The 21,071-nt window shown below is 68.6% G+C and carries 20 protein-coding genes; 8 read left to right on the top strand and 12 right to left on the bottom strand.

Going from position 1 to position 21,071, the window contains the following annotated elements; translation table 11 throughout:
• Nucleotides 1-3 precede the first annotated feature (3 nt).
• The 4 genes from ACFW16_RS25920 to ACFW16_RS25905 form a co-directional block, all read right to left on the bottom strand.
• A complete protein-coding gene (locus ACFW16_RS25920; protein WP_380310517.1) occupies nt 4-858 on the bottom strand; it encodes a carbohydrate ABC transporter permease in 855 nt (284 codons plus the stop codon).
• Nucleotides 858-1,784 (bottom strand): carbohydrate ABC transporter permease, encoded by a 927-nt coding sequence (locus ACFW16_RS25915; protein ID WP_380310515.1) that lies wholly within the window; start codon nt 1,782-1,784, stop codon nt 858-860. The genes ACFW16_RS25920 and ACFW16_RS25915 overlap by 1 nt, the downstream gene beginning before the upstream one ends.
• A 244-nt stretch (nt 1,785-2,028) precedes the next feature.
• Complete coding sequence (locus ACFW16_RS25910) at nt 2,029-3,276, bottom strand: ABC transporter substrate-binding protein (RefSeq protein WP_380310513.1); 1,248 nt, start codon at nt 3,274-3,276, stop codon at nt 2,029-2,031.
• Between the two features lie 62 nt (nt 3,277-3,338).
• Nucleotides 3,339-4,343 (bottom strand): LacI family DNA-binding transcriptional regulator, encoded by a 1,005-nt coding sequence (locus ACFW16_RS25905; RefSeq protein ID WP_380310511.1) that lies wholly within the window; start codon nt 4,341-4,343, stop codon nt 3,339-3,341.
• Nucleotides 4,344-4,729: 386 nt separating this feature from the next.
• On the opposite strand from ACFW16_RS25905, the gene ACFW16_RS25900 reads away from it, so the two are divergent.
• On the top strand, nt 4,730-4,984 hold the full coding sequence (locus tag ACFW16_RS25900) for a helix-turn-helix domain-containing protein (RefSeq protein ID WP_380310509.1): 255 nt from the start codon (nt 4,730-4,732) through the stop codon (nt 4,982-4,984).
• A complete protein-coding gene (locus ACFW16_RS25895) occupies nt 4,984-6,312 on the top strand; it encodes a type II toxin-antitoxin system HipA family toxin (protein ID WP_380310507.1) in 1,329 nt (442 codons plus the stop codon). The genes ACFW16_RS25900 and ACFW16_RS25895 overlap by 1 nt, the downstream gene beginning before the upstream one ends.
• A gap of 30 nt (nt 6,313-6,342) precedes the next feature.
• Here ACFW16_RS25895 and ACFW16_RS25890 read toward each other — a convergent pair whose 3' ends face one another.
• The 8 genes from ACFW16_RS25890 to ACFW16_RS25855 form a co-directional block, all read right to left on the bottom strand.
• Complete coding sequence (locus ACFW16_RS25890) at nt 6,343-7,227, bottom strand: ABC transporter ATP-binding protein (protein ID WP_380310505.1); 885 nt, start codon at nt 7,225-7,227, stop codon at nt 6,343-6,345.
• The gene (locus tag ACFW16_RS25885; RefSeq protein ID WP_380310503.1) at nt 7,224-8,060 is read right to left on the bottom strand and encodes an ABC transporter ATP-binding protein; all 837 of its coding nucleotides are present in this window, start codon (nt 8,058-8,060) and stop codon (nt 7,224-7,226) included. The genes ACFW16_RS25890 and ACFW16_RS25885 overlap by 4 nt, the downstream gene beginning before the upstream one ends.
• A gap of 14 nt (nt 8,061-8,074) precedes the next feature.
• Entirely contained in the window at nt 8,075-8,962 is an 888-nt protein-coding gene (locus tag ACFW16_RS25880; protein WP_380310501.1) for an ABC transporter permease, read from the bottom strand.
• Nucleotides 8,963-8,965: 3 nt separating this feature from the next.
• Complete coding sequence (locus ACFW16_RS25875; RefSeq protein WP_380310499.1) at nt 8,966-9,943, bottom strand: ABC transporter permease; 978 nt, start codon at nt 9,941-9,943, stop codon at nt 8,966-8,968.
• 69 nt (nt 9,944-10,012) lie between these two features.
• Nucleotides 10,013-11,671: an ABC transporter substrate-binding protein gene (locus ACFW16_RS25870; RefSeq protein WP_380310497.1), complete on the bottom strand. Its 1,659-nt coding sequence runs from the start codon at nt 11,669-11,671 to the stop codon at nt 10,013-10,015.
• An 80-nt stretch (nt 11,672-11,751) separates the two neighbouring features.
• Complete coding sequence (locus tag ACFW16_RS25865; RefSeq protein WP_380310495.1) at nt 11,752-12,780, bottom strand: glycoside hydrolase family 3 N-terminal domain-containing protein; 1,029 nt, start codon at nt 12,778-12,780, stop codon at nt 11,752-11,754.
• Nucleotides 12,781-12,843: 63 nt separating this feature from the next.
• Nucleotides 12,844-13,326: a GNAT family N-acetyltransferase gene (locus tag ACFW16_RS25860; protein WP_380310493.1), complete on the bottom strand. Its 483-nt coding sequence runs from the start codon at nt 13,324-13,326 to the stop codon at nt 12,844-12,846.
• Between the two features lie 104 nt (nt 13,327-13,430).
• On the bottom strand, nt 13,431-14,438 hold the full coding sequence (locus ACFW16_RS25855) for a LacI family DNA-binding transcriptional regulator (protein WP_380310491.1): 1,008 nt from the start codon (nt 14,436-14,438) through the stop codon (nt 13,431-13,433).
• A 264-nt stretch (nt 14,439-14,702) separates the two neighbouring features.
• On the opposite strand from ACFW16_RS25855, the gene ACFW16_RS25850 reads away from it, so the two are divergent.
• The 6 genes from ACFW16_RS25850 (at nt 14,703) to ACFW16_RS25825 (ending at nt 20,963) form a co-directional block, all read left to right on the top strand.
• Nucleotides 14,703-15,860, top strand: a complete 1,158-nt coding sequence (locus tag ACFW16_RS25850) for an ABC transporter substrate-binding protein (protein WP_380310489.1) — start codon at nt 14,703-14,705, stop codon at nt 15,858-15,860.
• Nucleotides 15,861-15,909: 49 nt separating this feature from the next.
• The gene (locus ACFW16_RS25845; RefSeq protein WP_380310487.1) at nt 15,910-16,785 is read left to right on the top strand and encodes a carbohydrate ABC transporter permease; all 876 of its coding nucleotides are present in this window, start codon (nt 15,910-15,912) and stop codon (nt 16,783-16,785) included.
• Nucleotides 16,782-17,687 (top strand): carbohydrate ABC transporter permease, encoded by a 906-nt coding sequence (locus tag ACFW16_RS25840; RefSeq protein WP_380310485.1) that lies wholly within the window; start codon nt 16,782-16,784, stop codon nt 17,685-17,687. The genes ACFW16_RS25845 and ACFW16_RS25840 overlap by 4 nt, the downstream gene beginning before the upstream one ends.
• Before the next feature lie 4 nt (nt 17,688-17,691).
• Nucleotides 17,692-18,777 carry an ABC transporter ATP-binding protein gene (locus ACFW16_RS25835; RefSeq protein WP_380310483.1) on the top strand — a complete coding sequence of 362 codons (1,086 nt, stop codon included), beginning with the start codon at nt 17,692-17,694 and terminating at the stop codon, nt 18,775-18,777.
• A gap of 82 nt (nt 18,778-18,859) precedes the next feature.
• Complete coding sequence (locus ACFW16_RS25830; protein ID WP_380310481.1) at nt 18,860-19,627, top strand: sugar phosphate isomerase/epimerase family protein; 768 nt, start codon at nt 18,860-18,862, stop codon at nt 19,625-19,627.
• A 184-nt stretch (nt 19,628-19,811) separates the two neighbouring features.
• Nucleotides 19,812-20,963 carry a Gfo/Idh/MocA family protein gene (locus tag ACFW16_RS25825; protein ID WP_380310479.1) on the top strand — a complete coding sequence of 384 codons (1,152 nt, stop codon included), beginning with the start codon at nt 19,812-19,814 and terminating at the stop codon, nt 20,961-20,963.
• The last annotated feature ends 108 nt before the right edge of the window (nt 20,964-21,071 follow it).

The raw sequence follows: 21,071 nt of genomic DNA, 5'->3' as shown, positions 1-21,071 counted from the left end.
CGTCTACTTCACCGCGCCGGCCGTCAGGCCGCGGATGTAGAAGCGCTGCAGGGCGAGGAACAGGATCAGGCAGGGGATCATCATCACGGTGACGCCGGCCTGCACCGCGCCCCAGTTCACGGCGCCGAAGCGGCCGGAGCGGACGGCGGTCATCAGGATCGGCAGGGTGAACTTGTCCTGGTCGGTCAAGAGGATCAGCGCCGCCAGGAACTCGTTCCAGGCGGCCAGGAAGGCGAACAGCGCCACGGTGACGATGCCGGGGAACACCAGCGGCAGCATCACCCGGGCCAGCAGTTGAAGACTGCCGGCGCCGTCGATCCGCGCCGCCTCCTCGATCTCGCGCGGCACCGCGTCGAAGGCGTTGCGCATCATGAAGATCGAGAAGGGCAGTTGCAGCGTGACGTAGATCAGCACCAGCCCGGCCAGCGTGTTCTGCAGGCCCAGCTTGGTCAGCAGCAGGAACAGCGGCGTCAGGATCGACTGGAACGGGATCATGATCGTGGCGATCACCAGCACGAACAGCGCGTTCTTCAGCGGGAAGCGGAAGCGCGAGAACCCGTAGCCGCCGAGCAGGCTGACGATCGAGGTGATCGCCGCGGTGGCGATGGCGACCGTCAGGCTGTTGCCGGCATAGTGGCCGACGCCGGCGCCGAAGGCGTCGAGCGCGGCATAGCTGTCGGTGCTCCAGCCGGCGCTGGGCCAGGGCGGCAGCGGCGGCAGGTTGGCCTCCGACGCCGGCTTGAGGCTGGCCAGCATGGTCCAGGCGATCGGCGCCAGGAACAGCAGCGCCGCGATCAGCGCCGCCGCCTGCAGCAGGAAGCCGGGGGCGGCCCGGCGCATCGGCACGGCCGTGCTCATCATTCGCCCTCCGGATGGCGCAGCAGGCGCAGCTGGATCACGCTCAGGACCAGCAGGATGGCGAGCAGCACCATCGACAGCGCCGCGCCGTAGCCCAGCCGGAACGAGACGAAGGACTGGTTGAAGATCCAGTAGACGGCGGTGACGGTCTGGTTGCGCGGGCCGCCGCCGAGGATGATGTAGAACTGGTCGAAGGCCAGCATCGAGCCGGTGACCGACAGGATCAGCGCCAGGGCGATGGTCCGGCGCATCAGCGGCAGGGTGATACGGCGGAACCGGGCCCAGGGGCCGGCGCCATCGATCTTCGCCGCCTCCAGATAATCGGCCGGGATGCCCTGCAGCCCGGTCATCAGGATCACCATGGTGAAGCCCGCGACCTTCCACACCACCATGGCGATGATCGACCAGAAGGCCGGGTCGAAATCGGCCAGAAGGTTGACCCGGCCGGAGGTCAGCCCCAGCGCCTCCGCCGCCGGGCTGAACAGTCCGGCATCGACGTTCAGCAGCCAGGCCCACAGCAGGCTGGCCGAGGCGAAGCCGACCACGACGGGCAGGAAATAGGCGGTGCGGTAGAAGCTGCCGAAGGGCCGCGGCTTCTCGACGAACAGCGCCAGCGGGAAGGCGGCGGCGAAGATCGCGACGGTGACGACGACGGTATAGAGGGCAGTGAAGCGCAGGGCGTTCCAGAACCGGGTGTCGCGGGCGATGGCGAGATAGTTGTCGAGGCCGATGAAGCGCGACACGCCCATCAGCGGCCAGTTGTGCAGCGACATCCAGGCCGTCATCGCCAGCGGCACCACGAAGAACACCACCACCAGCGCCACCGCCGGCAGGACGAAGACCAGCCCGGCCCATTGGTGCCGGCGGAGGGGGCGGCGGCGGGCGAGGGCTCGCGGGATGGCGCCGGCGGCCTGGGTTGTGGACATCAGGCCTGTCTCCCCGACGAGCCGAGCTCTTTCTTGTCCCCCCTCCCCTTGCGGGAGGGGGGTAGGGGGAGGGGTCTGCGCGCGTCTGCGCGCGAATGCGGAGAGGATCGATCTCGCCGGAAAGGATTTGCGGCAGTCAAGGCTCGGCCAAGCGGAGACAACCCCCTCCCCCTAGTCCCCTCCCACGAGGGGAGGGGGGACTCGTTTGGGTTGGCCTCGGCGATTCTGGATGCCATCACCGCCCTCAGTTCCCCGGGGCGCTGTCGATGATGCCCTGCATCGTCTCCTGGGCGGTGGCGAGGGAGGCGTCGACGTCGTCGCCGAAGAACACCTCGTTCACCATCTGCACCCAGGGGCTGTTCATGCTGTTGATGATGTCGTTGAAGACCACGGAATAGGGCGTCCGGCCCTTCTCCATCGCCTCGGCCGCGATCTTGTAGCGCGGGTCGAGGTCCTTCAGCGCCTCGGCCGAGATGTCGCCGCGCACCGGCAGGCTGCCGTAGCGGGCCAGCAGGGTCTGGCCCTCCAGCGAGTAGGAGAAGTCGAGGAAGGCCTTGATCGCCTTCAGCTTGGTGGTGCCCTTGGTGACCACGAAATTGTCGCCGCCGGCGAAGGACGACCAGCCGCCGGTCTTCCCGGGCAGGAAGGTGACGCCGTAGTCGATGTCCGGGAACTGCGTGTTCAGGGCGCCGATGGCGAAGGCGCCGGACGGGGCCAGGCCGATATTGCCGCGGGCGAAGGCGGCGAAGAAGTTCGACCCGGTGTCGGTCCGCGCCCCCTCCGGCACCAGCCCCTTCTGGACCATGTCGCGGTAGAAGGCGATGGCGTCGCGCATCTGCGGCGTGTCGAGCGTCGCCTTGCTGCCGTCCTCGGTCAGGATGTCGCCGCCGCTGGCCCAGATCAGCGGCGTGAAGGTGAAGATGTTGCAGCCGCCGCAGGCGCCGGAGAAGTAGAAGCCCTTGATGTCGCCGCCCAGCGCCGCGACCTTCTCCGCCGCCGCCTCGATCTCGGCCCAGTTGGCCGGACCCTTGTCCGGGTCCAACCCGGCCTGGCGGAACAGCTTCTTGTTCCAGATCAGGACCGAGCTGTCGGCGGAATAGGGCAGGCCGTAGATCCGGTCCTTGTAGGTGCCGGTCTTCACATGCGCCGGCGACAGCTTGTCGAAATAGGGCAGGGACCTGGCCCAGTCGGTGATGTCCTCGAGCTGTCCGGCCGCGGCGAAGGACGGGGTGTAGATCAGGTCCAGCGACAGCGCGTCCGGTGCGGCGCCGCCGGCCGCGGCGGTGGCGTATTTCTGCACCAGCTCGGCCACCGGCACGATCTGCAGCTCGGCCTTGTCCTCGTGGCTCTGGTTGAACGCCTCGACGATGCGGGGCATGAAGTTCGACCCGTCGGACCGCACCCACAGGGTGAAGGTCTCGGCCGAAGCGGCGGAGACGGTGAGGGCCAGAAGGGCGATGCCCCCGGCCAGGCGCTGCATCAGACGCTTCATCTCGTGTCCTCCCTCGGTTCCGGCCGTCCTTCGGGGCGGCCTTGTTGATCCGGTTGGGCCGCTCAGCCAGGCGGGGCGCCGCAGGACGCCCGCACCACCAGGCGGCAGGGCAGCTTGCGGATGCCCGGTTCGATCGGCTCGCGGTCGACCAGCTTCAGCAGGGTCAACCCGGCCTCGCGGCCCAGCTGCTTCAGGTTCATGTCGACCGTGGTCAGCGGCGGGCGCGTCGCCGCGGCGACGATCTCCCAGTTGTCGAAGCCGATCACGGCGACGTCGTCCGGCACGCGGCGGCCGCGCTCGCGCAGCGCGTCGACCACGCCGCGGGCGATCTGGTCGTTGCCGCAGAACACCGCGTCGGGCGGCCGGCCGATGCCGTCGAACAGGTAGCCGGCGGCCTCATGCCCCCAGGCCTCGGTCCAGTGTCCGGTCAGCACGCCCTGCTCGGGCTCCTCCAGCCCGGCCTCGCGCAGCACGTCGCGATAGGCCTTGGCCCGCTGGTGCACGACGCGGAAGCTGGACGGGCCGGTGACATGGGCGATGCGGCGCCGCCCCAGCCGGGCGAGGTGCTCGACCGCCAGCCGCGCCCCGGCCTCGTCGTCGGAGACGAAGCCGATCGACTCCGGGTCGGGCTCGGTGAAGGCGTAGATCACCGGGATACCCAGGTTCGACAGGTCGACCGGCAGATGGCGGTCGATCCGCTTGCCCGAGGCGATGATGCCGTCGACCCGCTTCTCCAGCATGGCGTCGACATGGGTCTGGGCCAGCCTAGGGTCGTCCTCGATGTTGCACAGGAAGACCGAGACGCCGTTGTCGACCAGCGCGTCGGCGATGCCGGCCATCACCGGCAGGGTGAAGCGGCCATAGGTGTCGTTGGTCAGCAGCCCGACGGTGAAGCTGCGTTGTCGCGACAGGCTCTGCGCCAGCCCGTTCGGCCGGAAGCCCAGCGCCTTGGCCGCCTGCCGGATCCGCTCCCGCGTCTCCTCCGCCATCCGGCCGTGGCCGTTCAGCGCCTTGGACGCGGTGGCGACACTGACCCCGGCGGCCCGCGCCACGTCGCGCAAGGTCACCGGCCGGCCGGGCCCGTTCGGAGCGGATCGTGGTGACCTCTGGTCCATGCCGAGCCCGGTCGCATCCTGTTGAGAAAGTGGTTTCTCACGCCCGTTCCTTTGGACTTGTTCATTGATGTGAGAAACCGATTTCTCAAACACGGTAAGCGAGGAGGCCGGGCGACGGCAAGCCTGAATCGTCGGATCGGTTTCGAGCCTTGTCCGGTCGTCAGTCAGGCAGGCTGACGGTGAGATGATTGCTCCTAGCTTGGCAGGCAGGAGGCGTATATACGGATCCGCGTATATGTGTCTATTATACGGGTTCGGGTATATAGAAATTTTATGCGCGACCCCGTATATTGATTCATAATACGCCTTCACGTATATCTCTTGACGTGGAGGTTCTCATGGCGGACCAGATCGCACGCAGCGAAAATCAGCTCGGTGCCATCTTGCGCCGGGCCCGCAAACAGGCCGGCCTGACGCAGGGAGCGCTCGGCGAGCATATCCATTTGCGGCAGGCCACGGTCTCTCGCCTGGAAGCCGGGCAGCCCGCCGTCCAACTGCGCACGCTGATGGCCGCCCTGTCCGCCCTTGACCTTGAGCTTGTCGTCCGCCCCCGCAGCAAGGCGAGCGCCGCCGATATCGAGGACCTGTTCTGATGGCGCGCCGCCGGGCCCATGTGCCCCTGAACGTTTTCCTGAACGGACGCCTTGTCGGCGTACTGCGTCGCGAATCCACCGGCGCGATCGATTTCCAGTACGCCCGCGACTGGCTCGACTGGGAGAGCACCTTTCCGGTCTCGCTCTCGCTGCCCTTGCGCGAGGATCGCTATGTCGGCGTGCCGGTCATTAACGTCTTCGACAACCTGCTCCCGGACAGCGACGCCATCCGCAGGCGCGTCGCCGAGCGCGTCGGGGCGCGCGGCACCGACGCCTACAGCCTGCTGGCGGCCCTCGGCCGTGACTGTGCAGGCGCACTGCAATTTCTTCCGGGCGGTATCGACCCCGGTCCGGCCGGCGCTGTCGACGGCAAGCCAGTCAGCGACGAAGAGGTCGCTGCGATCGTCAACAATCTGGCAAGCGCGCCGCTGGGCATGGGCGAGGACGAGGACTTTCGCATCTCGATCGCGGGCGCGCAGGAAAAGACCGCCCTGCTGCGGATGAACGGCCAGTGGCTCAAACCGGTTGGCACAACCGCCACCACACACATTCTCAAGCCGCAGATCGGTCAGCTGCCGAACGGCATCGACCTATCGAATAGCGTTGAGAACGAGTTTCTCTGCCTGAAGCTGCTCGCCGCCCTCGGCGTGCCGACGGCTGATGCCGAAATCGCCGATTTCGGGGGGCGGCGGACGCTCGTTGTCGAACGTTTCGACCGCCGCTGGACAAAAGACGGCCGCCTATTGCGCCTGCCGCAGGAAGATATCTGTCAGGCTCTCTCCGTGCCGCCCACGCGCAAGTACCAGTCCGAGGGCGGTCCGGGAATGCGCGACATCATCCAGCTCCTCAAAGGCAGCGACACGCCCGATGACGACATCGCCACATTCATGCGCGCCTGCATTCTTTTCTGGATGATTGGGGCCACGGACGGCCATGCCAAGAACTTCAGCATTGCTCTGGGCCCCGGCGGGCGTTTCCGCCTGACCCGGCTCTACGACGTTCTGACCGCGCAGCCGAGCCTCGATGGCGGCCAAATCCGGCACAAGGAGTTCAAGCTCGCCATGTCCGTAGGACGGAACCGGCACTACCCGGTCGATGCCATCATGCCCCGCCACTTCCTGCAGACCGCCGCGCTGGCCGGCGTCGGCACGCCGCTGATGCAGGCCATTTTCAAAGATCTTGCCGAGAACGCGGTAAAACAGACCGGCGCCGTCATTGCGTCGTTACCGCGCGGGTTTCCGGAACAGCTTGTCACATCTGTCAGGGCGGCCGTGGAAGCGCGCGCCCGCCTCCTCGCCGAAGCTCCCACGGAGACCGCCGGTGCCTGAAGGACGACCTGGCCCGGCTGAGTCTTGACGCTACGCCGCGCGGACGAAGTGGTTGCCGGCGATCTGGCGCACGCCGCCCGTCATCCGCGCGGCATCGCGAGCCCGGGCGACGAGGTCGGCCTGCAGCTGCGACGCCTCGCCGTCGAACGGCCGCTCCGGGTCCGGCACGGCGGAGAGCAAGAGCTGGGTGTAGGGGTGCTGCGGCGCATCGATCACTGCGCCGGTGTCGCCCCATTCGACGATCCGGCCGGCATACATCACCGCGATCTCCTCGGCGACGTAGCGCGCCGTGGCGATGTCGTGGGTGATGTAGAGGAAGGCCATGCCGCGCTCGCGCTTCATCCTTTCCAGCAGGTTGAGCACGTCGAGCCGGATCGAGACGTCGAGCATCGAGGTCGGCTCGTCCGCCAGCACCACCTCGGCCCCGACCGCCAGGGTGCGGGCGATGTTGACCCGCTGCCGCTGCCCGCCGGACAGCTGGTGCGGGTATTTCGGCGCCGTCGTCTCCGGCTCCAGCTCCACCGCCGCCAGCAGCTCCATCACCCGGGCGTTCAGCGCTTTGCGGTCGGCGATGCCGGCATGGAGGGCGAGGGGGCGGGCGATGTGGTGGAAGATGGTGTGGACCGGGTTCAGCGACCCGAACGGGTCCTGGAACACCATCTGCACGGCGCGGCGATAGGCCAGCAGCTCGGCCGTGCCGTGCAACGCGGCGACGTCGCGGCCGCGGAACAGCACCCGGCCCGATGTCGGCTGGTGCTGCAGCATCAGGATGCGGGCGCAGGTGGTCTTACCGCTGCCGGATTCGCCGACCAGCGCCAGGGCCCGGCCGGCATGGAGGTCGATCGAGACGTCGTCCAGCGCCTGCAGCGGGCCGAAGCGCTTGCCGACGCGCTCCAGCGCGAGGAGGGGGGTCATGGCGTCGCCTCCGCCGCGTCCTGCAGCGCCGTGCGCCGGGCCCCGTGCACCGAGGGGAAGGAGGCCCAGAGCTTCCGCGTGTAGTCATGAGCAGGCGCGCGGAAGATCTGCTGCGCCGCCCCGACCTCGACCAGCCTGCCCTTCAGCATCACGCCGATGCGGTCGCAGAACTGCACCATCAGGCTGAGGTCGTGGGTGATGAACAGGATCGAGAAGCCGAGCCTGCGGCGCAGCCCGTCGATCTGCTGCAGGATCTCGCGCTGGACCACGACGTCGAGCGCCGTGGTCGGCTCGTCCATCACGATCAGCTTCGGGTTCAGGGCCAGGCAGATGGCGATGACGATGCGCTGGCGCATGCCGCCGGAGAACTGGTGCGGATAGTCGCGCAGCCGCGCCGGGTCGATGTCGACCATGCGCATCAGCTCGACCGCGCGGTCATGCGCCTCGGCCCGGCTGCAGCCGGTGTGGGCGGCCAGCACGTCGCGGAACTGGGCCTCGACCGTCAGCACCGGGTTCAGCGCGTTCATCGCGCTCTGGAACACCATGCCGACCTCGTGCCAGCGGAAGCGGCGCAGCGCCTCGCCGTCCAGGCGCAGCACGTCCTGGCCGCCGAAGCGGATCTCGCCGCCGCTGATCAGGGCGGGCGGCTTGTGCAGCCGGGTGATGGCGAAGGCGATGGTGCTCTTGCCGCAGCCGGATTCGCCGGCCAGGCCGAACACCTCGCCGCGGCCGATCTCGAAGCTGACGTCGTCGACCGCCCGGAAGTCGCCGCGGTCGCCGACATAGTCGATGGTCAGACCCTGCACCGACAGCAGCGGCTTGGGCGGAACCACGCTCATATCCGGGCTCACGGCCGCGCCTCCCGCAGCCGGGCCAGCCGCTTCCAGCGCGCCATCGACCGGCCGATGCGCAGCTGCGGGTTGGCGACCTCGTCGATGGCGAAGTTCATCAGCGACAGCCCGGCGCCGAGCAGGGCCAGGACGGCGCAGGGGGACAACAGCTCCCACCATGCCCCGACGGCCATGGCCGAAGCGTTCTGGGCGTTGAACAGCATGATGCCCCAGGAGATGGTCTGCGGGTCGCCGAGGCCGAGGAACTCCAGCGTCGCCTCCGTGATCACGGAATAGATCACGCTGCCGATGAAGTTGATGCCGACGATCGACACCAGGTTCGGCAGCAGCTCGACCAGCATGATGCGCCAGCGCGGCTCGCCGATCATCTCGGCCGAGCGCACGAACTCCTTCTCCCTGAGCGCGAAGGTCTGGGCCCGGGTCACCCGCGCGCCCCAGGCCCAGGACGTGGCGCCGATGATCAGGGCGATGACCAGCGGGCTGGCCTGGCCGATGAAGGCGGCCAGCACCAGCAGCAGGGGCAGGTTCGGGATCACCAGCACGACATTGGTGGCGAAGTTCAGCGCCTCGTCGGTCTTGCCGCCGAGATAGCCGGCGGCGATGCCGACCGCGGTGCCGATCACGGTGATCAGCAGCCCGGCGCCGAAGCCGACCGCCAGCGAGGTGCGGGCGCCGTAGACCAGCTGGGAGAAGACGTCGTAGCCGTTGCGGGTGGTGCCCAGCACATGGGTGGCCGAGGGCGGCTCATGCGGCCGGCCGACCCGGCGCGACGGGTTGTAGTCGGTCAACAGTGGCGCGATCAGCGCCATCACCACCAGGAAGGTGACGATGAACAGGCCGATCGCGGCCTTGCGGTTGGACAGGGCGGCCAGGATCATCCGCATGGTTCAGCTCCTGCGCAGCCGGGGGTCGAGCCGGGCATAGGCGATGTCGGCCAGGAAGTTCGCGGTCAGCATCGCCAGGGTCATGATCAGCAGCTGGCCCTGGATCACCGGATAGTCGCGCCCGAGGATCGCCTTGTAGAGGGTGTTGCCGAGGCCGGGATAGTTGAACACCACCTCGGTCACCAGCGACCCGCCCAGGATCTTGCCGATGGCGATGGCCAGGTTGGTGACGCCGGGCAGAAGGGCATTGCGGGCGCCGTACATCAGCATCACCCGCCGGTCGGCCAGGCCCTTGGCCCGGCCCATGGTGATGTAGTCCTCGCCCAGCAGGTTGATCATGTTGTTGCGCATGGTGACCAGGAAGTCCCCGGTCAGCACCACCGACAGCGTGATGACCGGCAGGATCGCGTGGTACATCACGCTGAGGATGTATTCGGCGGAGAAGGCGGGGTCGATCGAGGTGTCGGCGGCGTAGCCGGTCGGGAACCACTGCAGGGTGAAGCCGAAGACGAACAGCCCGAACAGCGCCACCACCACCGCCGGGGTGGCGGTGGAGACGATGGCGGTGGTCGACACCGCGACGTCGAAGCGGCTGCCGCGGCGCCAGGCGGCGACGATGCCGAGCAGGGTGCCGAGCGCGAAGCTCAGGAGCGTCGCCCCGCCCATCAGCACCAGGGTCCAGACCAGGGCGCGGCCCAGAACGTCGGAGACGGGGATCGGGAAGTACTTCACCGAGACGCCGAGATCGCCGGTAAAGACGCTGCCCAGATAGGTCAGGTACTGCTGCCACAAGGGTCCGTCGACGAAGCCGAAGGTGGCCTTCAGCGCCGCCAGGTTCTCGACCGACAGCCTTGTGCCGGACTGCGAGAACATGATGTCGATCGGGTCGCCCGGCATCAGCCGCGGGATCAGGAAGTTGATGCTCGCGGCCACCAGGAAGGCGACCAGGTAGAAGAACAGTCGTCGGGCGACGAAGGCCATTCCCGGTCCTCGGATGCGGGGGCAGGGGTGGCGCGGGGCCGGCCGTCGGCCCCGCGCCGGACGGTGTCCTTACTGAACCGGCTTCAGCGCCAGCAGGTGCAGCAGCCGCTCGTGGTTGGGGTCGTAGTTCTGCGGGCTGACGAAGGGGTTGTCGGCGGTGGCCCAGCCGGTGAACCGCTTCGAGTTGTACTCGTACCAGATCGGGTTGTTGTAGATCGGCACCACCGGCAGCTTCTCCGCCAGCAGCGTCTGCGCCTGGTCCAGCAGGTCCTTGCGCCTGGTGTCGTCGGTGGTCTGGGTATAGGCGTCCAGCAGCTGGTCCAGCTTCGGGTCGAAGAAGCGCTGCGCCGCGAACCGGGTCTTGCCCTTGTTGCGGGAATGGAAGGCGTCGTCCATCTGGTAGTAGGGCGTGGCGCCGACATACCAGGAGTTCAGCGCCATGTCGAAGCTGCCGTCCAGCAGGCTCTGGCGCCAGGCCGCGCCGTCCGGCGTCGCCAGCTTGACGTCGATGCCGATCTCGTTGAGGCCCTCGATCGCGATCTGCGAGGTGCTGATCCAGTCGGTCCAGCCGTTCGGCACGATCAGGTCGAAGGACAGCTTCTCGCCGTCCGGCGTGTCGCGGAAGCCGTCGCCGTCCTTGTCCTTGAAGCCGGCCTGGTCCAGCAGCGCCTTGGCCGCTTCCAGGTCGTACTGGGTATACTTGCCGTAGGTCTCCTTCACCTTCGGGTCGGCCCAGCCCTCGAAGCGCTTGCCGAAGGTGCCGGGATCGTCGTTCAGGGTCGGATAGCCGTAGCCGGCGACGTTGACCATGGCGTCGCGGTCCATCGCCATGCTGACGGCGCGGCGGAAGTCGACGCTGTCGAAGGCCTTGCGATGGGCCGGATCCGGGCTCTCCAGGTTCATGATCACCGCCACCAGGCTGCCTGGCGGGAACCAGTAGCCGTGATGGTCCTTGTCGGCGGCGACATAGGTCTTGTCGATGTCCGGCAGGAAGGAGGCGAACCAGTCCAGCTCCCCGGCATTGGCCGCCGTCAGCGCCTGGTCGTTGCTGGCGATCTGCGGGAAGCGAAGGCAGTCCACCTTCAGCGACGCCGCGTCCCAGTAATGCGGGTTGCGGCACTGCTCGTAGACCTGCGGGGTGAAGCGGGCGATCTCGGTCATCGGCCCGGTGCCGACCGGGGTCTCGTTCAGATAGGTGACCGGATCGGCCACGTCCTTCCAGGCGTGCTGGGCGATGATCGGCATCTCGACGATCTTCTCCGGGCCCAGGGCGGTCGGCTCCTTGAAGGTGAACCTCACCTTGGTCGGGCTCAGCTTCTCGACTCCGGAGATCACCTGCCAGATGCTGTTGAAATCCAGCGCCGGGAATGTCTTCATCAGCTCGAAGCTGAAGATCACGTCGTCGGCGGTGAAGGGCTTGCCGTCCGACCACTGCACGTTCTCGCGCAGGTCGAAGGTCACCGCCTTCAGGTCGTCGGCCAGGCTCATCGCCGTGGCCAGCCGGTAGTAGGGCTTGTTGTTCTGCGCCTTGCTGAACACGACCAGCGGCTCGTAGATGAAATCCATCGTGCTCTGCCGGTACGCGGTGCGGTTGAACGGGTTGAAGTTCCGCACCCAGTTCGTCTCCTCCTCGATATGCATCGTCAGGACGGACTGGGCGAGGGCCGTGGCGCTCGACGCCGCCAGCAGCGCGGCCGCGAGCAGGAATGCCGACTTCTTCTGCCTCATGACATTGGCCTCCATGCGTCTGTTTTATCGTTGATCGTCGATGCGCCGGCCCCGCGGGACGGGCCGGCGGTCCGTCAGGATCAGGCCGCGGCCAGCAGGGCCTCGACCTCGGCGTGCAGCGCCGTGACGTCGGCCGGGGCGGCGCCCAGGCGCCGCTCCGCCGCGTCCAGCCGGGCGGCCGCGGCGTCGTCCAGCGGCCGGGCCCGGGCGGCGGCGCGCTGCATCTCCGGCAGCTCGCCATGGCAGTGCAGGGCGATGTCGCAGCCGCCGTCCAGCACCTGGGCGACGCGGTCGTGCACCTCGCCCTGCAGCGAGTTCATGAACACGCAGTCGGAGATCAGCACGCCGTCGAAGCCCAGGCGGCCGCGGATCACCTCCCGGGTGATCACCGGCGACACCGAGGCCGGGCGGTCGGGGTCGAAGGCGCTGTAGACGACGTGGCTGACCATCGCCCAGGGCGTGTCGCGCAGCCGGGCGAAGGGCAGGAAGTCGGTGGCATCCAGGGTCGCCGCGTCGGCGGTCACCACCGGCCGGGTCCTGTGGCTGTCCTCGGTGGCGCGGCCATGGCCGGGGATGTGCTTCATCACCGGCATCAGCCCGACCTCGAGGAAGCCGTCGACGACCTCCCGCCCCAGCGCCGCCACCAGCTCCGGATCGCCGCCGAAGGCGCGCTCGCCGATCACCGCGTCGGCGCCGGGCATGAGCAGGTCGAGCACCGGCGAGCAGGCGCTGTTCAGCCCGACCTCGCGCATCATCCGGCCCATGGCGACCGAGGACAGGCGGATGGCCCGTTTCGCCGCCGGCAGATCCTTCTCCGCCAGCCGGCCGAAGCTGCGGAAGCTGCGGAACAGCGGCCAGGCGCCGGAATCGAGATGTGAGACGCGGCCGCCCTCCTGGTCGGTCAGCACCGGCGCATCCGGCCGGCCCACCGCCTCGCGGAAGGCGGCGCACAAAGCGCGCAGCTGCTGCGGGTCCTTCATGTTGCGGCGGCCGAGGAACAGGCCGTAGGGGTTGGCCTCACGGAAGAAGGCCAGCTCGTCCGCCGACAGGGTCGGCCGCTGGATGCCAAGGACGAGCGCGAGGGGCCGGCCGGGCCTGGATGCGGTCACGTCTGAGAACCTCCCGTCTCTGCGGCGGGGCCGGCCCGGTGCGATCGGGGCCGTGCCTCCGGATCAATCCGTCTCGGGCCGTATCATGCCGTGGTATAGACCACTTGTGGAACCCGGAATCTCGATCGCCCCGACGATTTTCTCGTAGAATGCGACCGGCCCGGCGCCGCCGATGATGGCGTAGGCGTGGCCGAGGTGGCGCATCCCCTCCATGGTCTCGCGCAGCAGCGCCTCGCCGATCCCCTTGCCGCGCTGGCCGGGGTCGACGCCGGTGGGGCCGAAGAAGCCGATGGCGGTGGCGTTGTGGCAGGCGAAGCCCAGCAGGGCGCCATCCCGGACCGCGACCAGGCAGCCGACCGGCTGGTGGGCGAAGGCGATCTCGACCTCGCTGGCCCAGCGGTCGCCGAAGCGCTCCGCCACCCAGCGGGCGACGGCGCGCTTCTCCGGCGCGATGGCAGGGCGGATGGTGATGCCGGCAGCGGCCATCGCCGCGCGCGACTCCGTCGGCGGCTCCAGCGCATAGAGCTTGACCAGCATGTCGGTCATCCCGGCCTCCTGTTATTCCGCAATAACGAAGCATGTAGCGTTATTGCGTTCTAACAGCTAAAGCCGGGAACGGGGGCGGCGTCAATATGGAAGGGGCGAGTCGCTTACCCCATGCTGCTCCTCCGCTCCACCAGCGCGAAGGGCAGGGTGACGTCGCCGCCGGCGCCGGGCTCGCCGGCGATGCGGCGGCCCAAGAGGGCCATCGCCTCTACCCCCATGCGGCGGCGCGGCTGGCGGATCGTGGTCAGCGGCGGCTCGTAGGTGCCGGCGAACTGGATGTCGTCGAACCCGGCCACGGCCACGTCGCGCGGCGCCTCGCGCCCGGTGATGCGCAGCGCCCGGATCGCCCCGATCGCCATCTCGTCGTTGCTGCAGAACACCGCAGTCGGCGGGGCGGGGAGGTCCAGCAGCGCCGTCATCGCCGACTCGCCGCTCGGGATGGTGAAGTCGCCGTGGCGGACCAGATCCGGCTCGTCGCGGAGGCCGGCGGCGCGCAGCCCGGCGCCGTAGCCGGCCAGGCGCTGCCGCGTCAGGATGTTGCTCTGCGGCCCGGCGATGTGGCCGATGCGGCGGTGGCCCAGCCCGGCCAGATGGGCCACGACCGCGGCCGCCGCGGCCGCGTTGTCGATGCCGACCACCGGCACCCGTCCGCCGGGGATGGCCTCCGACACCGCCACGATGCGGCCGTCGAAGTCGCGGTCGCGCAGCAGCCGCGGCGGCAGCCGGCCGTTCACCAGGATCAGCCCGTCGACCGCGCCGGTCAGCATCTGGCCGGCATGCCGGTCCTCGCGCGCCGGGTCCTTGGCGGTGTTGCCGACCAGCATGCTGAAGCCGCGCGCCGCCGCCTCCTCCTCGATTCCCAGCAGCACCTCGGAGAAGAACGGGTTGCCGATGTCCGGCACCAGCACCAGGATCTGCCGCGCCTCCTGCCGGCGCAGGCCGCGCGCCAGCGGGTTCACGGCATAGCCGGTCTGGCGCACCGCCGCCTCGATCCGCTCGCGCGTCTCGGCCGTGACCAGGGGCGATCCGGTCAGCGCCCGGCTCACCGTCGCCACCGAAACCCCGGCCAGCCGGGCGATGTCGACCATCCGGGTGCGGTTCCGCCCGTTCATGGGGGAGGACAATATTCGTTCCTCGATTCCGCGGTTGACGCCTCAATGTAATCGATTGTACGATCCGGTCAAAATACGGAATGCGCTGCAGTTCCAGTGTTCGCCACCCGTTCTGCGGGCGGTGATGGGTTCGATAGGCCGGTAAACCGAATAAATCGAGGGAGGAATCTTATGTATTTTCCTCAACGACTTCTGTTGTCCGCGGCTTTTTGCGGTGCAATAGCGGCGGGAGCAGCAGGAACGGCAACCGCGCAGACGGTCGACGTGGTCCATTGGTGGACCAGCGGCGGCGAATCCAAGGCGATCGGGGTGTTCGCCGAGGAGTTCAAGAAGCGCGGCGGCACCTGGATCGACAGCGCCGTGGTCGGCGGCACCGCGGCGCGCGCCTCGGCCATGAACCGGATCGCCGGCGGCGACCCGCCGTCGGCGGCGCAGTGGAACATCGGCGTCGCCGTGCGCAAGCTGGCGGAGGAGGGGCTCCTGACCGAGCTCGACGACCTCGCCGCCGCGGGCGGCTGGGAGAAGGTGCTGCCGCCGCTGATCGTCAAGAACGCCACCTATGACGGGCACATGGTGGCGGTGCCGACCGACATCCACGGCAACAACTGGATGTGGTACTCGACCAAGATCTTCTCCGAGGTCGGGGTCGAGCCGCCCAAGACCTGGGACGAGTTCTTCACGGTCGCCGACAAGATCAAGGCCAAGGGCTACATCGCCTTCGGCCTCGGCGGCGAGCCGTGGCAGGAAGGGCTGCTGTTCGGCGCCGTCCTGGCCGGCACCGCCGGCAAGGACACCTACCGCAAGATCTATGTCGACCACGACGCCGACCTCGCCGGCGGTCCCGGCACGGTGAAGGCGTTCGAGACGCTGCGCCGCCTCAAGGGCTATGTCGACGAGGGCCACAACGGCCGGAAGTGGAACGACACCACCATGCTGGTCGCCACCAACAAGGCGGCGATGCAGATCATGGGCGACTGGGCCAAGGGCGAGTTCGCCGCCGCCGGGCTGACCCCGGGCAAGGAGTTCGGCTGCGTCCTGGCCCCGGGCACGCAGGACGCCTACATCCTGACCGTCGATGTCTTCGTCTTCCCGAAGATCAACGACGAGGCCAAGGCCAAGGCGCAGAAGCTCTTGGCCGAGGTGATGATGGACCCGGCGCTGCAGGTCAAGTTCAACCAGTTCAAGGGCGCGCTGCCGGCCCGGCTCGACGCCGATGTCGGCACGCTCGACCCCTGCGCCCAGGCGGGCCAGAAGGTGCTGGCGGATGTGAACAACCAGATCCCCAACACCGCGCTGGGCTTCAGCAACGACGTCGAGGGCCAGATCAACGACCTGATCACCCTGTTCTGGAACACGCCGGAGATGTCGGCGGCGGACGCGGCCAAGCAGTTCGCCGACATCGTCGCCAACGCCGATCTCTGATCCCCAGCGCTCCCGGCGGTCCGCCGCCGGGAGCCAACCGGGAGGGACCATGTCCGCGCTCCGCATCCGTTACCCGGCGGCCAAGGCCATGCTCGCGCCCACCGTCCTGATCATGGCGGTGTGCTTCTACGGCGCGATCCTGTGGACGATCTACATCTCCTTCACGCGCTCCGGGCTGGTGCCGAACTACAGCTTCGCCGGCATCGGGCAGTATGTGCGCCTGTTCGGGACCGCGCGCTGGCACACCGCCTTCAGCAACATGTTCGTGTTCGGCGGGCTGTTCATCGTCGGGGCGCTGCTTTTCGGAACGCTGCTGGCCGTGCTGATCGACCAGAAGGTCCGGTTCGAAGGGGCGTTCCGCACCGTCTTCCTGTACCCGCTGTCGATGTCCTTCATCGTCACCGGCCTGGCCTGGCGCTGGTTCCTCAACCCGACCATGGGGCTGCAGGACTTCGTCCGCGACCTGGGCTGGGAGAGCTTCACCTTCGACTGGATCGTCGACCGCGACCGGGCGATCTACACCCTGGTCGTCGCCGCGATCTGGCATTCCTCCGGCCTGATCATGGCGATCATGCTGGCCGGGCTGCGCGGCATCGACCACGAGATCTGGCGCGCCGCCCGGGTCGAGGGCATCCCGCGCTGGCGCACCTATGTCTCGATCGTGCTGCCGATGCTGCGGCCCCTGATCGTCACCTGCTTCGTCCTGCTCGCGATCGCGGTGGTGAAGAGCTACGACCTGGTCGTCGCCATGACCAATGGCGGCCCCGGCAACGCCACCGACATGCCGGCCAAGTTCGTGGTCGACCTGACCTTCGAGCGCGCCAATGTCGGCCTCGCCTCGGCCGGCGCGGTGATCATGCTGACCGCGGTGCTGGCGGCGCTCGCCCCCTATCTCTACATCGAACTCGGGCGGAGGAACCGATGACCGACGCCGTCGCCGGCGCCATCCCGCGCGCCGCCCGCCGCCGCGCCCCTTCGCATGGCACCGCCGGGCGCCTCGGGCTCTACGCCTTCCTGGTGGTCTCGGCGCTGTTCTTCGCCATCCCGCTGCTGATCGCCTTCAACACCTCGCTGAAGCCGATGGACGAGATCCGCCAGGGCTCGCTTTTCGCCCTGCCGGCGGCGCCGACGCTGGAGGCCTGGGACAAGGCCTGGTTCTCGGCCTGCACCGGCCTGTTCTGCGACGGGCTGCATGTCGGCTTCTGGAACTCGGTCAAGATCCTGGTGCCGAGCGTGATCCTGTCGATCCTGGTCAGCGCGCTGAACGGCTACGCCCTGGCGCAGTGGCGCTTCCGCGGCGCCAACCTGATCCTGACGCTGCTGATGCTGGGCGCCTTCATTCCCTACCAGGTGATCCTCTACCCCCTGGTGAAGGTGTTCTCGACCCTGTCGCTCTACGGCACCCTGCCGGGGATCGTGCTGATCCACGTCATCTTCGGCCTGCCGGTGCTGACCCTGATCTTCCGCAACTTCTACGCCGGCCTGCCGGAGGAGCTGGTCAAGGCCGCGCGGGTCGACGGCGCCGGCTTCTTCCGCATCTTCCTGCAGATCATGCTGCCGATGTCGCTGAACATCCTGATGGTGGCGCTGATCCTGCAGGTCACCGGCATCTGGAACGACTATCTGCTCGGCCTGATCTTCGCCGGCCGCGAGAACCTGCCGATGACGGTCCAGCTCAACAACATCGTCAACACCACGACCGGAGAGGTCGAATACAATGTCGACATGGCGGCGACGCTGCTGGCGGCGATCCCGCCCCTGGTCGTCTACTTCCTCTCCGGCCGGTACTTCGTCCGCGGCATCGCCTCGGGCGCCGTGAAGGGGTAAGCCCATGTCCTCCGGCATTTCCATCCGACGCCTGAACAAGTCCTACGGCCCGCTGCACGTGCTGCGCGAGATCGACATCGACGTCGATCCCGGCGCCTTCACCGTGCTGCTCGGCCCGTCCGGCTGCGGCAAGTCCACCCTGCTCAACGCCATCGCCGGCCTCGACGACGTCGATTCCGGCGAGATCGTGATCGGCGGCGTCGACGTCACCGACGCAGAGCCGAGCGCGCGCGGCCTGGCCATGGTGTTCCAGTCCTACGCCCTGTACCCGACCATGACGGTGCGCAGGAACCTGTCCTTCGGGCTGCGCGTCAACCGCGTGGCGAAGGAGGAGGTGGAGAAGCGCGTCGCCTGGGCCGCCGACCTGCTGCAGATCCGCGAGCTCCTGGACCGCAAGCCGGGGCAGCTCTCGGGCGGGCAGCGCCAGCGCGTGGCGATCGGCCGGGCCCTGGTGCGCGACGCCCAGGTGTTCCTGTTCGACGAGCCCTTGTCCAATCTCGACGCCAAGCTGCGCACCGAGATGCGGGTCGAGATCAAGCGCCTGCACCAGGAGCTCGGCTCGACCATCATCTACGTCACCCACGACCAGGTTGAGGCGATGACGCTGGCGACCCGCATCGCGGTGATGAAGGGCGGGCAGGTCGAGCAGTATGCCGACCCGCAGACGCTGTACGAGAAACCGGCCTCCCTGTTCGTGGCCGGCTTCGTCGGCTCCCCGGCGATGAACTTCCTGCCCGGGACGGTGGTGCCGTCCGACGGCATGGCCGCCCGGATCGACGGCCACGACCTGCCGCTCGGGGCCTATCCCTTCCTGTCCGAGCCCGCGGCCGGGAACGAGATCGTGCTCGGCTTCCGGCCGGAGGATATCGGCCTGGCCGATGACGGCGCGCCGGGCGTGCCGGTGGAGGCGCCGCTGCTCTTCACCGAGCCGATGGGCGCCGACACGCTGGCCTGGTTCGAACTCGCCGGCAAGCGCGTCTCCGTCCGCCTGCCACCGGACCGGGCGCGGGCGCTGCCGGGCGGCGCCCGGCTGACGCTCGACCTGTCCAAGGCCTCCCTGTTCAGCACCCAGACCGAGCGCCGGCTGTAAGGCCGGCCCCCGGGACAAGACCGCCGGCAAAGCCGGCGACCAGACGCCGGCCCCAGACCGGCTTCAAACCCCAGAGGAAGCGATGTCCACTCCGGATGTGATCTCCATCCAGCTCTACAGCCTCCGCAACTACGGCGATCTCGACAAGCAGCTCGACGCCGTGGCCGCCGCCGGCTACCGCCATGTCGAGACGATCCAGTCGCATTTCGACGATGCCGCCGGCACCCGCCGCAAGCTCGATTCCCGCGGCCTGACCGCGTCCTCCGGCCATATCGGCCTGCCGGCGCTGCGCGATCGGCTGGACTGGGTGGTCGAGGGTGCCAGGACCGTCGGCCTGACCCAGCTGTTCATGCCGGCCCTGCCGGCCGACGAGCGCAAGGGCGACGGCGCCCGTTGGCGCCAGGCGGGGCAGGAGCTCGGCGAGTTCGCCGCCCGGCTGGCCGACCGCGGCATCAAGCTCGGCTACCACAACCACCATTGGGAGCTGGAAGCGATGGCGGACGGCCGCCCGGCGCTGGCCCATTTCTTCGACGGCGCCGACGGCCATCCGCTGACCTGGCAGGTCGACGTCGCCTGGCTGGCACGCGGCGGGGCCAACCCGTCCGACTGGCTGGCGAAGGAGAAGGCGCGGGTGACGTCGGCCCATGTCAAGGACATCGCCCCGGCCGGCCAGAAGACCGACGAGGACGGCTGGACCGATGTCGGCACCGGCACGCTGGACTGGCCGCGGCTGTGGCGCGAATGCCGGTCGGCGGGCGCCGAGTGGATGGTGGTCGAGCACGACAACCCCAAGCACCCCGACGCCTTCGCCAAGGCCAGCTTCGACTTCCTCAAGGGCCTGCCGGCCTGACCTGAAGGATCTTCGTCGGCACCGACCTCTCCATTCCCTTACTGTCATGCCCGGGCTTGACCCGGGCATCCAGAGACTGTCGAGACCTTCTGGATTGCCGGGTCAAGCCCGGCAATGACAGGGTGGGGAAGGGAAGAGCGACGCCGACGAAGGGCCAACCAAGACACCTCCGGAGACTCCATCCATGACCCCCGTCACCCTCGGCATCATCGGCTGCGGCAACATCAGCGACGCCTATTTCCGCGGCGCCGCCGGATCCAGCCTGGTGCGCGTCAAGGCCTGCGCCGACCTGCGGCGCGAAGCGGCCGAAGCCAAGGCCCGGCAATACGGCGTCACCGCGCTCACGGTCGACGAGCTGCTGGCCGACCCGGAGATCGAGATCGTCATCAACCTGACCGTGCCGCTGGCCCATGCCGCGGTCGGGCTGCAGATCATCGCCGCCGGCAAGCATGTCTATCTGGAGAAGCCGCTGGCGGCGACGCTGGGCGACGCCCGCGCCCTGGCCCAGGCCGCGGCAAAGGCCGGCCTGCGCATCGGCTGCGCCCCCGACACCTTCCTCGGCGGCGCCCACCAGGCCTGCCGCCGGCTGATCGACGAGGGCCGCATCGGCCAGGTGGTCGGCGGCGCCGCGGCGGTGATCTCGCGCGGCATGGAGAGCTGGCACCCGAACCCGGAGTTCTTCTTCAAGCCGGGCGGCGGGCCGATCCTCGACATCGGGCCGTACTACGTCACCCAGCTGATCAACCTGCTCGGGCCGGTGAAGCGGGTGGCGGCGGTCGCCACCAAGGGCTATCCGACCCGCAAGGTCACCAGCGAGCCTTTGGCCGGCCAGATCATCCAGGTCGAGGTGCCGACCACGGTCAACGGGGTGCTGGAGTTCGAGAGCGGCGCCAACATCTCGCTCACCGCCTCCTGGGACGTGTGGAAGAACAAGCGCATCCCGTTCGAGATCTACGGCACCGAGGGCTCGCTGCTGGTGCCCGACCCGAACTTCTTCGGCGGCGCGCCGCAGGTCAGCGCCCAGGCCGGCGACTGGCAGGATGTCGACATCGCGGCGCATCCCTTCGGCACGCCGAACCGGCCGCTGAAGGACGGCCGGTCGGTGGCCGACTACCGCATCATCGGCGCGCTCGACATGGCGGTCGCGATCCGCGAGGGCCGGCCGCACCGCGCCTCCGGTGAGCTGGCGCTGCACGCGCTGGAGGTGATGGAGGCGTTCGCCCTGTCCTCGACCGAGGGCCGCCACGTCACCATCGAGAGCGTTTGCCAGCGGCCGGAGCCGGTGCCGCTGGGCACCGACGAGTCGGTCTTCGTCGCCGCGCGCAAGGCGGCGTGACGGAAAGGATGGAAGCGGCCGTCTAGTGTTTGCTGTCATTGCCGGGCTTGACCCGGCAATCCAGAAGATGTCGACAGTCTCTGGATGCCCGGGTCAAGCCCGGGCATG

Origin of the sequence: Inquilinus sp. NPDC058860 (assembly GCF_042743185.1) — a bacterium.
GTDB lineage: Bacteria > Pseudomonadota > Alphaproteobacteria > DSM-16000 > Inquilinaceae > Inquilinus.
Note: the sequence above shows the minus strand (reverse complement) of the source record. Positions and strands in the feature narration are given on the sequence as shown.

What these genes read in the sequence shown, in the direction of transcription:
- ACFW16_RS25920 (WP_380310517.1), bottom strand. Translation starts at nt 858, where the DNA reads ATGAGCACGGCCGTGCCGATGCGCCGGGCCGCCCCCGGCTTCCTGCTG.
- ACFW16_RS25915 (WP_380310515.1), bottom strand. Translation starts at nt 1,784, where the DNA reads ATGTCCACAACCCAGGCCGCCGGCGCCATCCCGCGAGCCCTCGCCCGC.
- ACFW16_RS25910 (WP_380310513.1), bottom strand. Translation starts at nt 3,276, where the DNA reads ATGAAGCGTCTGATGCAGCGCCTGGCCGGGGGCATCGCCCTTCTGGCC.
- ACFW16_RS25900 (WP_380310509.1), top strand. Translation starts at nt 4,730, where the DNA reads ATGGCGGACCAGATCGCACGCAGCGAAAATCAGCTCGGTGCCATCTTG.
- ACFW16_RS25895 (WP_380310507.1), top strand. Translation starts at nt 4,984, where the DNA reads ATGGCGCGCCGCCGGGCCCATGTGCCCCTGAACGTTTTCCTGAACGGA.
- ACFW16_RS25890 (WP_380310505.1), bottom strand. Translation starts at nt 7,227, where the DNA reads ATGACCCCCCTCCTCGCGCTGGAGCGCGTCGGCAAGCGCTTCGGCCCG.
- ACFW16_RS25880 (WP_380310501.1), bottom strand. Translation starts at nt 8,962, where the DNA reads ATGCGGATGATCCTGGCCGCCCTGTCCAACCGCAAGGCCGCGATCGGC.
- ACFW16_RS25875 (WP_380310499.1), bottom strand. Translation starts at nt 9,943, where the DNA reads ATGGCCTTCGTCGCCCGACGACTGTTCTTCTACCTGGTCGCCTTCCTG.
- ACFW16_RS25870 (WP_380310497.1), bottom strand. Translation starts at nt 11,671, where the DNA reads ATGAGGCAGAAGAAGTCGGCATTCCTGCTCGCGGCCGCGCTGCTGGCG.
- ACFW16_RS25860 (WP_380310493.1), bottom strand. Translation starts at nt 13,326, where the DNA reads ATGACCGACATGCTGGTCAAGCTCTATGCGCTGGAGCCGCCGACGGAG.
- ACFW16_RS25855 (WP_380310491.1), bottom strand. Translation starts at nt 14,438, where the DNA reads ATGAACGGGCGGAACCGCACCCGGATGGTCGACATCGCCCGGCTGGCC.
- ACFW16_RS25845 (WP_380310487.1), top strand. Translation starts at nt 15,910, where the DNA reads ATGTCCGCGCTCCGCATCCGTTACCCGGCGGCCAAGGCCATGCTCGCG.
- ACFW16_RS25840 (WP_380310485.1), top strand. Translation starts at nt 16,782, where the DNA reads ATGACCGACGCCGTCGCCGGCGCCATCCCGCGCGCCGCCCGCCGCCGC.
- ACFW16_RS25835 (WP_380310483.1), top strand. Translation starts at nt 17,692, where the DNA reads ATGTCCTCCGGCATTTCCATCCGACGCCTGAACAAGTCCTACGGCCCG.
- ACFW16_RS25830 (WP_380310481.1), top strand. Translation starts at nt 18,860, where the DNA reads ATGTCCACTCCGGATGTGATCTCCATCCAGCTCTACAGCCTCCGCAAC.
- ACFW16_RS25825 (WP_380310479.1), top strand. Translation starts at nt 19,812, where the DNA reads ATGACCCCCGTCACCCTCGGCATCATCGGCTGCGGCAACATCAGCGAC.